Genomic DNA, 14,344 nt, shown 5'->3' with positions numbered 1-14,344 from the left:
TTATAAATTTTATTTAATAAAATATCAATTTTAAACTAAACAAAATAACTAATTAATATTAAAAAATTATTAATTAGTTTAAATTTTGATTATTTTTATTTAAAAAGATATATTCTTTTTAAGTCAAATTTTAAAATTACGAGTGAAGCACCTACTAACAATACATCTTTAAATATAAATCCATCAAAACTTAGTTGTATCATCAAACTTAAAGTAGTTAAAGAAGTAGCTAAAACACCCAAGGCACCTATAACACCAAATTTAGGATTGAAAAAACCTATAATTAAACAAATATAAATGATTCCCTCTACGACACCCAAGGCATAAGAAGCTCCAGCATCACCAAGAAAATGTGGTAAAAAAGCTAACCAAGTATTAGCAAATAAAGGCTTAAGTAATTCTACTTCAAAATCAAACCACTTAGAAATGCCAAAAACAACAAATACTAAAATCACCGCAAAACGCAATACAAATTTATCTATATTTGTATTTATAAAGATATGTGCTAGTTTATCCATTTTAAAAACCTTAATTAATATAATAATTTTAAATGATAATAAAATAATAATAACAATCAATAAATAAAATTTATTATCAATCTAAATGAAAAACTTCTTCCATATCAAGCCATTTTTGACCCGCATATCCTAAAGAAATTTGGCAAGGATCAGTAATTTTCCACCATTTTTGAGTAGCTACATCTGCTGCCATTTTTTCCATATCTTTTTGAAAATCCTCACCAATGTATTCAAAATAAGCAAATAAAAATTCATCAAAAAGATAAATAGAATAATTTTGTATATTGCATTCTTTAATCATTTCACAAACTCCTTTATAAGGCTTTGCGTGGAGCTCTTTATACTCCTTAATTTTTTCTGGCTTAATTTTAATAATTTGCCCATATCTTTGCATTTTTAACTCCTTTTATATAAATTAAGTGCATTTTTATAAAAAATACCATCGAGATTTTCAAAAACTTCACTTTGTATGATGAGATTTGCCCACTCTTTTGGACTTAATTTTGCTACAGGAAAATTAGAACCAAACAAAAGTCTTTCTTCACTAAAACAATCTTTTAAAAAAGTAAAAATTTCAAAAAGAAAATCTTTTGGAGCTTCTTGTAAAAAATTATCAGGAGCTGAAAGTTTTATAAAAAGTTGTGGATAATGAGAAAATTTTTCTAAAATTTCTTTATATTCTTTTAAATGCTTTTGATTAGGTGTTCCAAAATGATTAAGACAAATTTTTAATTTAGGGTAAGCTTTAAGAGTGGATTCTAACATATAAATTTCTTCATTTTTCACACAAGCTTCAAAAACTAGATTTTCTTTTTCTAAATCTTTTAAAATTTGTAAAAAATCCTTATCTAAAAGCCTTTTAGCACCCTTTATACTTGTGTGTAAAACCTCTCTAAAAGCTGAAATTTCATCTTTGTAATTTATATTAGCTAAGCAAAGCTTCAAGCCATAAAGCTTTTGTAGATTGAGGGCAAAAGAAGCTTCGCTATCTTTATCATCACTATCTACTTCGACATACATAGCTCCAATTAAATCAAAATCTTGATATTTTTTTATCATATCCTCATAAACGAAATTTTTATTTAAGCACTCATTAAATTTCAACCAAGGAATGCTTACTTGATTTAAATCCCAAAGATGAATATGTGCGTCAAAAATTTTTTGCATTTTAAGCCCTTATTTTTGAACCTAAAAAACCATACCAAGCCACATATAAAAATAAAGGTGCCATAGCTAAATAACCCATACTTGTATCAAAATGATCATTTATAGCTCCCATTATTAAAGGACTAATAGCACCTCCTACTATACTCATAACTAAAAGCGAACCTGCTAATTTAACTTGATGAAAAGGTAAATTTTTTGTAGATACTGCAAAAATAGTAGGAAAAGAGATACTCATAAAGAAAAATAAAGCTATCAACAAAATTACGCTAAATAATCCATTACTAAAATAAAGCCCTATACATAAAAGAACATTGATTAAAGAATAAATTCCTAAAATACTTTCTCCTTTAATTTTTTTCATTAAAGGTGTAGAAAGAATGCGACCCATCATAAAAGCCACTAAAGCTATGGAAAAATAATATGCTGCTTTTTCATCACTAAGCCCCTCATAATGCTCTGTAGCGTAATTAATAAAAAATGCTCCAGCAGCAACTTGATTTGCCACATAAAGAAATTGTGCTAAAAGTCCGTAATTAAAATGACTATGCTTGAAAACTCCTAAGGCTTTGCTTGTATCTTCTTTAGCATAATCACTACTTACTTGTGCTCCTTCTGGAATTTTATTTAAGGAAAAAAGTATTAAAATCAAAAGCACTATAGTAGCAATACCCACATAAACAAGCTGAACATTACTCATATTTGCTAAAAGTGCAGCTTCTATTTGATCAGCACTTGCTCCTTCTTCTTGCTTTGTTATAGATAAAAATAAGGCTCCGCCAATGATTGGCCCTACAAATTGTCCAAAACCATTAAAACTTTGTGCTGCATTGATTCTAAAACTTGCATTTTTTTCATCTCCAAGTTTTACCATATAAGGATTGGCACTTGTTTCTAATGAGCCAATTCCACAAGCTAAAATAAAAAAGGCAAATAAAAATAATCCAAAACTGGCTATATTTGTAGCTGGTATGATGAGTAAGCAACCAATGGCATATAAAGCTAAACCAAAAATAATACCCATTTTATAAGAAAAACGATTAGCTATATATCCTGCTGGTAAAGCAATGATAAAATAAGCTCCAAAATAAGCAAGTTGCAAAAAACCGCTTTCATGCTGGGTAATATGCAAATGATTTTGAAAATTTTTATTCATCACATCTATAAGACCATAACTTACACCCCATAAAAAGAAAAGTGAGCTAACAAGAATAATTGCTATTTTTATATTTTTTGAATTTGTATCCATTTTTACTCCCCTTTAATCCCAATTTAAAGCTCTATCTAAATGCACATAACCTCCATCAGGAAATAAAATTTGACCTGTAGTATGTGAAGCAAGGGGGCTTAATGTAAAAACTGCTGTATTTGCAATTTCTTCAATCGTAGTAAAACGATGTCCTAAAGGAATACTTTTAGCAATTTTTTCATATTGTTCTTTTGGATTAGGAAAATTTTTTAACCATCTTTCATAAAGCGGTGTCATCACTTCAGCAGGAGCTAGGGCATTAACACGCACACCATCTTTAGCAAATGCACAAGCCCACTCTCTAGTAAAACCAATTTGTGCAGCTTTTGCTGAAGCATAAGCTGAGGTTCTACCCTGCCCTGTAAGTCCTGTTTTGCTTACTATATTTAAAATACTACCTTCTTCTTTTTTGATATAAGGCAAACATTCCTTTGTTACTGCGTAATAATGAAAAAGATTATTTTCATAAGATTTGATTAAATCTTGTGTAGTGGCATCTTCAATATGAAGATTATCATTAGCTCCAGCATTATTAACTAAAGCATAAATTCCACCATATCGAGTAGCAATCTCATTTATAAGTTTTCCTATTTGTTCATAATTTTTTAAATCAATCTCATAAAATCCATAATCTTGACACAAATTTTTTAATTCTTTATAATGTTCTTGTGGCATTGATCTTGAAAGAATAACTGGTATGCCACCTTCTTTTGCCCATAACTTAGCGATACCATACCCTATACCCTTAGCACCACCTGTGATAATACAAACTTTATTTTTAATCTGCAAATCCATTTATTCTCCTTTGTATAAAATTTATTTTTAACAAGTTGTAGCAAGTCTCCAAACTGAAAAATCATTTTGTTCATTGACTTCTGCTTTAACTAATTGTCCTTGTGCAACTTTTACAATTAAATCAATTAGTTCATCTTTTACATCTTCTTTTGTTTTTATCCCATCAATAATACTTCCAGCATTAATATCAATGCAATCTTGCATATTTTCATAGCAAAATGTATTAGAGCTCATTTTTATAGTTGGCACTATGGCTGAACCTGTTGGCGTGCCACGACCAGTTGTAAAAACACAAATATTTGCACCTCCTGCAACCATAGCTGATAATTGTTCTATGTCATTACCTGGAGTATTCATAAAAGTAAGTCCTTTAAAAATAACAGGTTTGGCATAATCAATCACATCTATTAGTGTTTTAGTTCCAGCTTTATAAATACAACCTAAAGATTTTTCTTCTATACTACTTAAACCTCCTGCTATATTTCCTGGACTTGGATTTGCCCCGCGTATATCAGCATGGAAAGATTTGATTAAATTTTCAAAACCTAAAATTTTTTCATAAACCTTTTTTGCTACCTCATCATCTTTAGCTCTCTTAGCTAAAATCGCTTCACAACCTATAAGTTCAGTAGTTTCTGCTAAAATTACTGATCCTCCCTCATCAATTACAAAATCACTTAAACTTCCCAAAGCAGGATTGGCACTAAGCCCACTATAGCTATCACTTCCTCCACATTCTGTGCCTAAAATCAAATCAGAAAAATCCCCTTCACTTTTTAGCACTTTTGTAGCTTCATCAAGCATACTTTGGACGATTTTAATACCCTTTTGAAGTGTATTTTGAGTGCCACCACACTCTTGGATAACTAGATATTCCACTTTCTTATAAGGTGTTGCTTCTTTAATTTTTTCTGCAACTATTTTTGCTTGTATTACCTCACAACCTAAACCTACTATCAAAACTCCATAAACATTGGCATTTGTGCCGTGTCCTATGAGAACATCTCTTGTTTGCAAGGCATCAAATTCAAGTTGAGAACAGCCGTGTTGATGATTAATATATACTGCTCCTTGGCATTTTTTAGCAATATTTTCACACACTTTATTCGCACAATGAACACTTGGAATGATAATAACTTTATTTCTTAAGCCAAATTTTCCATCTTCTCTTCTATAGCCTTGAATCTTTGTCATTGTTTATCTCCTCGTCCTCGAATACCTGCTGTATTGTGAATATGCACCCACGCTCCTGCTTTAATATCACAACTTGCAATTGCAATTGCTTCAGCATATTTAATCACTAATTCCTTAGCATTAATATCTCTAAGTGCAAATTTATGACCACTTTGTATATCTTCTTGTAAAATCACTCCTGCAATGTTTTGCCCTTTTTGAAAATTATGTAAAGCTGTTGCTACATTGTCTTTTTCATTGACTATAATAAAGCCTTTCATAATTTAATTCCTGTTTGATATTCTAATTCTTTGATAATATTTTTAGCCTCATCAAAACGATTTTGTAAAGCTTCTTGAGTGATTTTTGAAAGAGGATGTGGGCTAAAGTCTGCAAATTCAAAACCTCTAGCTTTTAAAAGCAAAGCAAAGCCCATAGGAAAAGCCATACTCATACCAAATCTTATAGCCTTTAATAAACTTTTTTGTATCTTTAAAGCTTTTTCATAAGATTTTTCATTCATAGCCTTATAAATTTCACTCATAAGTTCTGGAAACACAGCTCCTATACTTGTCATAGAACCCTTAGCTCCTGCAAACAAAGCCCCTGCGTAAAATTCTTCTCTACCTACAAAGACATCAAAATCATCAGGCACAAGATCTAAAATATGATTTAAAAGCAAGGCATCTCCACTACTATCTTTAATACCTACTATATTTTCAATTTTAGAAAGTTTTTCAATAAGAGCTAATGAAAGTGGCGGAGCAAAAAGAGGTATGTTATAAATATACAAAGGAAGCTTAACCTTACTTGCTATATCTTTAACATATTCAAAAAGTGTATCTTCATTAAATTTATAATAATACGGCATAGCAAGCAAAAGTGCATCAAGACCTATTTCATAGGCTTTTTGAGCTAAAATAGTTGTATTTTCATAAATACTTGAAGTAATACCTGTGATAATAGGCACTTGATTTTTTGAAGCTTTTTTACTTAATTTCATAAGCTTAATTTGTTTTTCTATACTTAAAGCTTGAGAATCACCTGCACTACCATTACAAAAAAGTCCATTTAATCCTTTAGAAATTCCAAATTCACAATAATCAATAAATTCTTTTTCATTGATACTTCCATCTTTATCATAAGGAGTCAATAAAGCTGGAAAGGTCCCTTTTAAATTTCCCATTTTTAATCCTTTAGCTAATATTTTTGTATATACAAAATATTATTTATATACAAAAATATAACAAAATATTCTAAATTTTAAAAATAAGCAAAAATACAATAAAATGAACCTAATTACGAATAAATCATAATTTTTATAAAATTAGCTAAAAAAATATTTTATATAAAATGTTACAAAATGTGAAAAATATAATTACAAAGGATAAAAATGAAACATCAGCCTACTTTAAGAGTATTAAAAATTTTAGAGCTATTAGCTTGTGAAAAAAATTTAACTTTAAGTCAAATTGCAAAAAATTTAGATATTCCAATAGGAACACTCTCACCTATACTAAAAACTTTGCAAGAAACTAGATATATCTTTTGTAAAAATAAATTTTATTGTCTTGATAATAAAATTTTAGAACTAAGTTTAAGTATAAAAAATGAAAATAGCGTTATAGAGCTTATAAAAAAACATATGAAAATTATAAGGGATTTAAGTGGTCAAACCTGTCAAATGGGTATTTTAAAAGGAGGGGAGGTATTATACCTTGAAAAATTTGATACAAATAACGAGATACAACTTAAATCTTTTGTAGGGACAACTTATCCTGCTTATGCTACTTCTTTAGGAAAAGCTTTATTGGAGAAAAAAAGTAAAAAAGAACTTCAAACAATATATAGTAAAAAATTTACAAAAATCACACCAAATACTCTAAATGATATAGATCAATTATATACTCAATTACAAATAATTAAAAAAGAAAAAATTGCTTTAGAAAGTGGAGAGATGAATCCTCAAATTGAATGTATGGCTGTGGGTATAGAACATAAAGGAAAAATCATAGCTGCAATTAGTATTTCTTACTTAATTTTTTATTCCAATGAAGCATTTAGAGAAAAAAATAAAAAAATTTTACTTGAGGAAAAAAATAAAATAGAAAAAACTCTTTTATCAAACTTTCCTAACATAGAAAAAATATACTAACTAAAAAATTAAATATTTTTTTGTTATAATCGCAAGAAAATAATTTAACAAGGATAATTGATGCTTAAAGAACTACTTGAAATAAAAAAAGAAATGGAACCTTTAATTCACGAATGTTCAGTAAAAATTCAAGTAGCAGCTAGAGAAGTTATTATAAGAAAAAGAGAATATGAAATTTATGGTCCTATGATAGATAGAGTATATCTTGATAATGCTGTTTATGTGAAAGTTTTTGCTACAGGAAGAGATACAAAAAGCACTAAAATTGATATTAAAAATGGATTTTATATGGTGTATGTCGCTCCTGATAAGCCAACAAATCAAGAAATTATGAATAAGCTAAAAGTTTCTTTTGAGAGTATTGATAATAAATATATTTTAAAAATTATAGAACTAAACAGAAGAATAAAAGAAATTCTTAATAAAATTCAAACAACTTTAGCTAAAGCTGCAAATATGAGTGTGGTAATAGAAACTAACCTTGGAGAAGCTTCTGCAGCCACTAAATTTGTGATTACAATTAAATATTTAAAAGATAATCAAAAATTAGAAGTAAAAAATTCAAAATCAGCTGGAAGTTTTAGAGATACAAAAAATCACATAAATTTAGTCGTTGATAAAAATACAGATTCTGCCATATGTGAAAAACTTTTACGAGATGTAGAAATTTATTTCATAGGAAATTAATTTTTATCTTAAATTTGCTAAATGAGTTAAAGCTACTGCGATAGCATCTGTAATATCTAAAGGTTTTATATCTTTAGATATACCAAGTAATCTTTTTACCATAAAAGAGACTTGTTCTTTTGTGGATTTTGCTTTACCTGTAACTGCTTTTTTGACTTGTAATGGGGTGTATTCTGCAAAATCTCCATGAAGTTGCAAAATTTTAAGACTTAAAGCTCCACGAAATTGAGCTAATTTTAAAACCGTTTTTGGATTATATGCAAAAAATATATCTTCTATTGCTACTTCATCAAATTGATGATTTTTAAATATTAAATCAAGTCCTTCGCAAAGTTCTGTGATTTGATATTGCAAATTGTTAGGTTTAATTTTTATAAGTCCTGCTTCTATGAGTTGATTTTTATTATTCTTTTTTTCAATGATAGCATAACCACAATATCTAGAGCCAGGATCAATTCCTAATACTTTCAATTTTCACCTTTATTTCACAGCTATGTGAAATTTATTTAAGTCAATAATTTTAACCAGTTTTTATAAAAATTAAGATAGAATTTTACCAATAATTAATTATTTTAAGAAAACAAATGAATATAAAAGATTTTTTACAAGAATTTAAAACTGAAATTACAGATAATGAATACCAAAACTATATTTCACATTTACAATTTAGTGAAAAATCAAGTAAAAATAATACTTTAGTATTTATAGCACCAAATCATTTTTTAGCTAAATTTATACAAACAAAATATTCTCAAAAATTAGCATATTTTTACGAAGTTAAAACAGGTATTAATCCTCAAATTATCATTACAACTGGTGAAGTTAAAACTTCTATCAAAAATAATTTAAAAGTAGATATTTCACAAATTAAAGCACAAAGCACTATTTTAAATCCTTCTTTTACCTTTGACAGCTTTGTTGTAGGGGATTCTAATCAATATGCTTATGCTACTTGTAAAGCTATCACAAATAAAAATAAACTAGGAAAACTTTATAATCCTATTTTTATTTATGGTCCAACTGGACTTGGAAAAACTCATTTACTTCAAGCTGTAGGAAATGTTTGCTTAGATAATGGATACAAAGTTATCTATGCAACTAGTGATAATTTTATCAACGATTTTACTTCTCATTTAAATAATAAAACAATGAATAAATTTCATGAAAAATACAAAAATTGCGATGTTTTACTTATAGATGATGTGCAATTTCTTGGCAAAACTGACAAAATTCAAGAAGAATTTTTTTTCACATTTAATGAAATTAAAGAAAAATTTGGTCAAATTATTATGACAAGTGATAATCCACCTAATGTATTAAAAGGTATTACAGAACGTTTAAAAAGTCGCTTTGCAAATGGGATAATTGCAGATATCACACCTCCACAACTAGATACAAAAATAGCTATTATTAAGAAAAAATGTCAATTTAATGCTATAGATCTTGATTCAGAAGTTATTAGTTATATCGCCACTTCTATGGGTAATAATATTAGAGAAATTGAAGGTATGATCACAAATTTAAATGCCCAAGCTAGGCTTTTTAATCAAAAAATTACATTAGAAATAGTAAAAAGTTTTATGAAAGATCATATTAAAGAAAATAAAGAAAATATAAATATAGAAGATATACTAAATGAAGTTGCAAAAAGTTATAATTTAAAACCAAATGACATAAAATCAAATAAAAAAACACAAAATATTGTTATAGCAAGAAGAGTTGTAATATTTTTATCAAGAGAATTAACAACTATGTCTATGCCTCAACTTGCAAGATTTTTTAATATGAAAGATCACACGGCTATATCGCATAATATTAAAAAAATTCAAGAACTCATTAAAGAAAATGAAAATCTAAAGATGATTATAGATGAATTAAAAAATAAAATTCTAACAAAAATAAAAAGTTCTATGTGAATAAATGTGAATAATATTATTTTTTATTCCATAGTCTAAATAAACTATAAAAAAAACTTCAAAATACTTTTTCACATTTTCACATTGCTTATTATTATGATAAAATAAATTTTTAAAAATACCAAGGAATAAACAATGAAAATAAGCATAAACAAAAATACCCTTGAATCAGCTATAGTATTAACCAACTCATATGTTGATAAAAAAGATTCTAGTAATATAGCTTCTCATCTTCTTTTTGAAGTAATTGAGGATAAATTAATCATTAAAGCAAGTGATTATGAAATAGGAATTAATTATAAAATTAAAAAAATTAAAGTAGAAAATCCTGGATTTGCTACAGCTAATGCAAAAAGTATTTTAGATATTATAAAAAATTTAAATAACGAAGATGTTGTTTTAGAAACTATAGAAAACTTTTTATTTATTAGACAAAAAGGAACAAAATATAAACTTCCTATGTTTAATAATGAAGACTTTCCAAATTTCCCAAGTACAGAAGGCAAAGATAAATTTGATATTGATTCTAGTGATTTAAGTAGATCTTTAAAAAAAATATTACCAGCAGTTGATACTAATAATCCAAAATATTCTTTAAATGGTGCGTTATTAGATATTAAAACTTCTCATATAAATTTTGTAGGAACAGATACGAAACGTTTAGCAATTTTTACTCTAAATAAAACTAATGAAAAAGAATTTAATCTTTGTATCCCAAAAAAAGCTATTTTTGAAATGCAAAAAATATTTTTTGAAAAAATAGAAATTTATTATGATGAAAATATATTAATCGCTAAAAATGAAAATTTTGAATTTTTTACAAAACTTATTAACGATAAATTCCCTGATTATGAAAGAGTAATTCCAAAAAATATTACGAAAGAATTTATATTTAAAACAGAAGATTTTAAAGATGCTCTTAAAAAAATCAACATAATCACAGAAAAAATGAAATTAAATTTTTATAAAAATAAACTTGTATTTGAAGGCATTAGTTTAGATAATATGGAAGCAAAAACTGAACTTGATATAGAACTTGATATAGAAGAAGAATTTAATCTTTGTATTAAAAATAAATTCATTACAGATTTTTTAAATTCTATAGAAAGTGAAAATTTTAAATTAAGTATAAATGAACCTCATATGGCTTTTTTAGTTTCTTCTGAAGAATTACAAACTATCATAATGCCTGTAATATTATAAGGAAAATATATGCAAGAAAAGCAAAATTATAACGCCGGTAATATTAAAGTTTTAAAAGGTTTAGAGGCTGTTAGAAAACGTCCTGGTATGTATATAGGTGATACTAATATAAATGGTCTTCACCATATGATTTATGAAGTAGTTGATAATTCTATTGATGAAGCTATGGCTGGTTTTTGTGATGTTATAAATGTAGAAATTACAACTGAAGGTTCTTGTATAGTAAGTGATAATGGTCGTGGAATTCCAGTAGGTATTCATCCAACTGAAAATATTCCTACTTTGACTGTTGTTTTAACCGTTTTACATGCAGGAGGCAAATTCGATAAAGATACTTATAAAGTTTCAGGTGGTTTGCATGGTGTTGGAGTAAGTGTTGTAAATGCTTTATCAAAAAAATTAGTTGCAACTATTCATAGAGATGGTGAAATTTATAGACAAGAATTTTCAGAAGGTAAGACTATTAGCAATTTTGAGACAATAGGAACTAGTAAAAAAACTGGAACTACTATAGAATTTTGGCCTGATGATAGTATTTTTGAAATAACAGAATTTGATTATGAAATTTTAGCTAAAAGATTTAAAGAACTTGCTTATTTAAATCCAAAAATAACTATAAATTTTAAAGACAATCGTATAGGTAAATCTGAAAGTTTTCATTATGAAGGTGGAATAAGTCAGTTTGTTATTGATATGAATAAAAAACAAGCTTTAACTAAAGCTATATTTTTTAATGTAGATGAAGAAGATGTTAATGTCGAAGTAGCTTTACTTTACAATGATAGTTATAGTGAAAATTTACTTTCTTTTGTTAATAATATTAAAACTCCAGATGGTGGCACTCACGAGGCTGGTTTTAGAATGGGTCTTACTAGAGTTATTAGTAATTATATTGAAGCAAATGCTAGTGCTAGAGAAAAAGATTCTAAAATCACCGGAGAAGATGTAAGAGAAGGTTTAATCGCTGTAGTGAGTGTAAAAGTGCCTGAACCTCAATTTGAAGGTCAAACTAAAGGTAAATTAGGCTCATCTTATGTGCGTCCTATTGTTTCTAAAGCTTCTTTTGAATATTTAAGTAAATATTTTGAAGAAAATCCTATAGAAGCAAAAGCTATTATGAATAAGGCTTTAATGGCAGCTAGAGGTAGGGAAGCTGCTAAAAAAGCAAGAGAACTAACTCGTAAAAAAGAAAGCTCTAGTGTAGGAACTTTGCCTGGAAAATTAGCTGATTGTCAAAGTAAAAATCCAAGTGAAAGTGAAATTTATCTTGTAGAAGGAGATAGTGCTGGTGGAAGTGCTAAACAAGGTCGTGAAAGAACATTTCAAGCTATTTTACCTTTAAGAGGTAAAATACTTAATGTAGAAAAAGCAAGACTTGATAAAATTTTAAAATCTGAACAAATTCAAAATATGATTACTGCTTTTGGTTGTGGTATAGGAGATGAATTTGATATAGAAAAATTAAGATATCATAAAATTATTATTATGACAGATGCTGATGTAGATGGATCTCATATACAGACTTTGCTTTTAACATTCTTTTTTAGATTTATGAATGATCTTGTAGCAAATGGACATATTTATTTAGCTCAACCACCACTTTATCGATACAAAAAAGGTCAAAAAAAAGAAATTTATCTTAAAGATGAAAAAGCTTTAAATGATTATTTAATTGAAATTGGTATTGAAAATTCAAATTATGAAGGTATAGGACTTAATGATTTAAAGGATTTTTTAAAGATTGTTGCTGCTTATAAAAATACATTAAAAGAACTAGAAAAAAGATTTAATGTAATTTCAGTAATTAGATATTTAATAGAAAATCCTGATTTTATAAAGTCAAATAATGAAGAATTGTTTAAGATTGTTAAGGAATTTTTAGAAAAACAAAATTATAATATTTTAAATTCTTACATAAATGATAATGAAATTCGTCTTTATATACAAACTGAAAATGGTTTAGAAGAGTTATTAATTAATGATGATTTATTTACAAATCCACTTTATGAAGAAGCAAATTATATTTATCAAAAAATTAAAGAAAGAGATTTAAATTTTGATAAAGATATCTTAGATATTTTAGATGAAGTAGAAAAAAACGCTAAAAAAGGTGCTTATATACAACGATATAAGGGTCTTGGTGAAATGAATCCTGAGCAATTATGGGATACTACTATGGATCCTAGTAATCGTCGCTTATTAAAAATTACTATTGAAGATGCACAAAGAGCTGATGATATTTTTAATCTTTTTATGGGTGATGATGTAGAACCTCGCCGTGAATATATACAAACTCACGCTAAAGATGTTAAGCATTTGGATGTTTGATTTTTGTATATGGAAATAATATGGAAGCTAGGGAAAATAATTTTAATTTTATAAGAGATGAAAAAAGGATTGTTGTTCCTTTTTTTCAAAGGCCTTATGTTTGGAAAAAAGAAAATTGGGAGCAGTTATTAAATGATTTAAAAAATAGTTTTATAGAAAACAAAGAACATTTTTTAGGTTCTATTATTTTAAAAAGAGATAGTGGAGTTGAAATTTATTCTATTGTAATTGATGGGCAACAAAGGCTTACTACTTTTTCAATTTTGATTAAAGTTTTATGTAATTTTTTAGATAATCAACAAAAAAATTATTTTAAAGATTATTTATTTGAAAATTTTACTGATGATATACCAAAAATTAACCATTCAAGATTAGATAAAGAAAAATATGAAAAAATTTTAAAAGATGAAAATATTAATAATCAAGAAGAAAATGGAATTTTTGGTTGTTATAATTATTTTAGCGAAAAAATAAAAAATGAGTTTAATAATATTAATTTATTTGAATTTATAAAATATATTATTGATAGTAAATTATGGGTTGTTGTTTGTTTGAATGCAAATGAAGATGAACAAAAAATATTTGATTCTATAAATTCTACAGGATTAAGATTATCATCTACTGATATTATAAAAAATGCCTTATTTGATAAAATTATAAAGATAAGTGATGAAAATAAGGCCAATAAATATTATGAAGAATATTGGGATAATGTATTTGATAACAAAAAAGAAGAGCAGGAATTTTGGAATGAAGAAATTGAAACTGGTAGGGTTAAAAGAAGTAAAAGTGAGATACTTTTATATTCTTATGCAATTATAAAAGGTATTTTTAATACAGAAATACATAATTTAAGCGGATTGAGTTTATTATATAAAGATTATATTAAAAATTTAAATGAAAATGATTTAAAAGAATTATTAAAAGAATTAAAAGATTATGCGAGAATATATCGCAATTTCCCAGATATAAATAAAACAACTGTTTTTAAATATGAAAATTACGAATTAAGATTTTTCCATATAATAAGTGTATTTAATACTAATACTGTTATACCTTTAGTTTTATTTTTAAAAAAAATATTAGGTAAAAATGAAAATATTTATAAAGAATGTTTATATTTATTGGAAATGTTGATTTTATTAAGTCCTGAAAA

At 26.7% G+C, this 14,344-nt stretch carries 15 protein-coding genes; 6 read left to right on the top strand and 9 right to left on the bottom strand.

Annotated features, from left to right (window positions below; genetic code table 11):
* Window positions 1-95: 95 nt before the first annotated feature.
* The 8 genes from QZ429_RS06070 to QZ429_RS06035 all read right to left on the bottom strand — a co-directional run bounded on the left by QZ429_RS06070 (window position 96) and on the right by QZ429_RS06035 (window position 6,085).
* The gene (locus QZ429_RS06070; protein ID WP_291952862.1) at window positions 96-518 is read right to left on the bottom strand and encodes a DUF417 family protein; all 423 of its coding nucleotides are present in this window, start codon (window positions 516-518) and stop codon (window positions 96-98) included.
* A 76-nt stretch (window positions 519-594) separates the two neighbouring features.
* Window positions 595-912 (bottom strand): L-rhamnose mutarotase, encoded by a 318-nt coding sequence (locus tag QZ429_RS06065; protein ID WP_291952860.1) that lies wholly within the window; start codon window positions 910-912, stop codon window positions 595-597.
* Between the two features lie 2 nt (window positions 913-914).
* Window positions 915-1,685, bottom strand: a complete 771-nt coding sequence (locus QZ429_RS06060) for an amidohydrolase family protein (RefSeq protein WP_291952857.1) — start codon at window positions 1,683-1,685, stop codon at window positions 915-917.
* Between the two features lies 1 nt (window position 1,686).
* Window positions 1,687-2,931: an L-fucose:H+ symporter permease gene (gene fucP / locus QZ429_RS06055; RefSeq protein WP_291952855.1), complete on the bottom strand. Its 1,245-nt coding sequence runs from the start codon at window positions 2,929-2,931 to the stop codon at window positions 1,687-1,689.
* A gap of 12 nt (window positions 2,932-2,943) precedes the next feature.
* Window positions 2,944-3,726, bottom strand: a complete 783-nt coding sequence (locus tag QZ429_RS06050) for an SDR family oxidoreductase (RefSeq protein WP_291952853.1) — start codon at window positions 3,724-3,726, stop codon at window positions 2,944-2,946.
* A 27-nt stretch (window positions 3,727-3,753) separates the two neighbouring features.
* Window positions 3,754-4,920, bottom strand: coding sequence for a UxaA family hydrolase (locus tag QZ429_RS06045; protein ID WP_291952851.1), 1,167 nt, complete (start codon window positions 4,918-4,920; stop codon window positions 3,754-3,756).
* A complete protein-coding gene (locus QZ429_RS06040; protein WP_291952850.1) occupies window positions 4,917-5,180 on the bottom strand; it encodes a UxaA family hydrolase in 264 nt (87 codons plus the stop codon). The genes QZ429_RS06045 and QZ429_RS06040 overlap by 4 nt, the downstream gene beginning before the upstream one ends.
* On the bottom strand, window positions 5,177-6,085 hold the full coding sequence (locus QZ429_RS06035) for a dihydrodipicolinate synthase family protein (RefSeq protein WP_291952848.1): 909 nt from the start codon (window positions 6,083-6,085) through the stop codon (window positions 5,177-5,179). Before QZ429_RS06035 ends, QZ429_RS06040 begins: the two co-directional genes overlap by 4 nt.
* A 207-nt stretch (window positions 6,086-6,292) precedes the next feature.
* Here QZ429_RS06035 and QZ429_RS06030 point away from each other — a divergent pair, with 207 nt between their 5' ends.
* Window positions 6,293-7,054 (top strand): IclR family transcriptional regulator, encoded by a 762-nt coding sequence (locus tag QZ429_RS06030; protein WP_291952846.1) that lies wholly within the window; start codon window positions 6,293-6,295, stop codon window positions 7,052-7,054.
* A 60-nt stretch (window positions 7,055-7,114) separates the two neighbouring features.
* The gene (locus QZ429_RS06025; protein ID WP_291952844.1) at window positions 7,115-7,741 is read left to right on the top strand and encodes a hypothetical protein; all 627 of its coding nucleotides are present in this window, start codon (window positions 7,115-7,117) and stop codon (window positions 7,739-7,741) included.
* Between the two features lie 3 nt (window positions 7,742-7,744).
* Here the strand turns inward: QZ429_RS06025 and ruvC are convergent, their stop codons facing one another.
* Window positions 7,745-8,212 carry a crossover junction endodeoxyribonuclease RuvC gene (gene ruvC, locus QZ429_RS06020; RefSeq protein ID WP_291952843.1) on the bottom strand — a complete coding sequence of 156 codons (468 nt, stop codon included), beginning with the start codon at window positions 8,210-8,212 and terminating at the stop codon, window positions 7,745-7,747.
* A 113-nt stretch (window positions 8,213-8,325) separates the two neighbouring features.
* On the opposite strand from ruvC, the gene dnaA reads away from it, so the two are divergent.
* The 4 genes from dnaA to QZ429_RS06000 all read left to right on the top strand — a co-directional run.
* Window positions 8,326-9,657 carry a chromosomal replication initiator protein DnaA gene (gene dnaA / locus QZ429_RS06015; RefSeq protein ID WP_291952842.1) on the top strand — a complete coding sequence of 444 codons (1,332 nt, stop codon included), beginning with the start codon at window positions 8,326-8,328 and terminating at the stop codon, window positions 9,655-9,657.
* A 135-nt stretch (window positions 9,658-9,792) separates the two neighbouring features.
* Window positions 9,793-10,860, top strand: coding sequence for a DNA polymerase III subunit beta (dnaN, locus tag QZ429_RS06010; protein WP_291952841.1), 1,068 nt, complete (start codon window positions 9,793-9,795; stop codon window positions 10,858-10,860).
* Window positions 10,861-10,869: 9 nt separating this feature from the next.
* Entirely contained in the window at window positions 10,870-13,188 is a 2,319-nt protein-coding gene (gyrB, locus tag QZ429_RS06005) for a DNA topoisomerase (ATP-hydrolyzing) subunit B (RefSeq protein ID WP_291952839.1), read from the top strand.
* Window positions 13,189-13,208: 20 nt separating this feature from the next.
* Window positions 13,209-14,344: DUF262 domain-containing protein (locus QZ429_RS06000; RefSeq protein ID WP_291952838.1), on the top strand; the 1,136-nt coding region annotated here is incomplete at its 3' end.

It is taken from the genome of Campylobacter sp., from assembly GCF_020024835.1.
Lineage (GTDB): Bacteria > Campylobacterota > Campylobacteria > Campylobacterales > Campylobacteraceae > Campylobacter_D.
Note: the sequence above shows the minus strand (reverse complement) of the source record. Positions and strands in the feature narration are given on the sequence as shown.

Coding starts and splice junctions, on each gene's coding strand:
- fucP (WP_291952855.1), bottom strand. CDS start 2,931: ATGGATACAAATTCAAAAAATATAAAAATAGCAATTATTCTTGTTAGC.
- QZ429_RS06040 (WP_291952850.1), bottom strand. CDS start 5,180: ATGAAAGGCTTTATTATAGTCAATGAAAAAGACAATGTAGCAACAGCT.
- QZ429_RS06065 (WP_291952860.1), bottom strand. CDS start 912: ATGCAAAGATATGGGCAAATTATTAAAATTAAGCCAGAAAAAATTAAG.
- gyrB (WP_291952839.1), top strand. CDS start 10,870: ATGCAAGAAAAGCAAAATTATAACGCCGGTAATATTAAAGTTTTAAAA.
- dnaA (WP_291952842.1), top strand. CDS start 8,326: ATGAATATAAAAGATTTTTTACAAGAATTTAAAACTGAAATTACAGAT.
- QZ429_RS06025 (WP_291952844.1), top strand. CDS start 7,115: ATGCTTAAAGAACTACTTGAAATAAAAAAAGAAATGGAACCTTTAATT.
- dnaN (WP_291952841.1), top strand. CDS start 9,793: ATGAAAATAAGCATAAACAAAAATACCCTTGAATCAGCTATAGTATTA.
- QZ429_RS06070 (WP_291952862.1), bottom strand. CDS start 518: ATGGATAAACTAGCACATATCTTTATAAATACAAATATAGATAAATTT.
- QZ429_RS06045 (WP_291952851.1), bottom strand. CDS start 4,920: ATGACAAAGATTCAAGGCTATAGAAGAGAAGATGGAAAATTTGGCTTA.
- QZ429_RS06030 (WP_291952846.1), top strand. CDS start 6,293: ATGAAACATCAGCCTACTTTAAGAGTATTAAAAATTTTAGAGCTATTA.
- QZ429_RS06050 (WP_291952853.1), bottom strand. CDS start 3,726: ATGGATTTGCAGATTAAAAATAAAGTTTGTATTATCACAGGTGGTGCT.
- QZ429_RS06035 (WP_291952848.1), bottom strand. CDS start 6,085: ATGGGAAATTTAAAAGGGACCTTTCCAGCTTTATTGACTCCTTATGAT.
- QZ429_RS06060 (WP_291952857.1), bottom strand. CDS start 1,685: ATGCAAAAAATTTTTGACGCACATATTCATCTTTGGGATTTAAATCAA.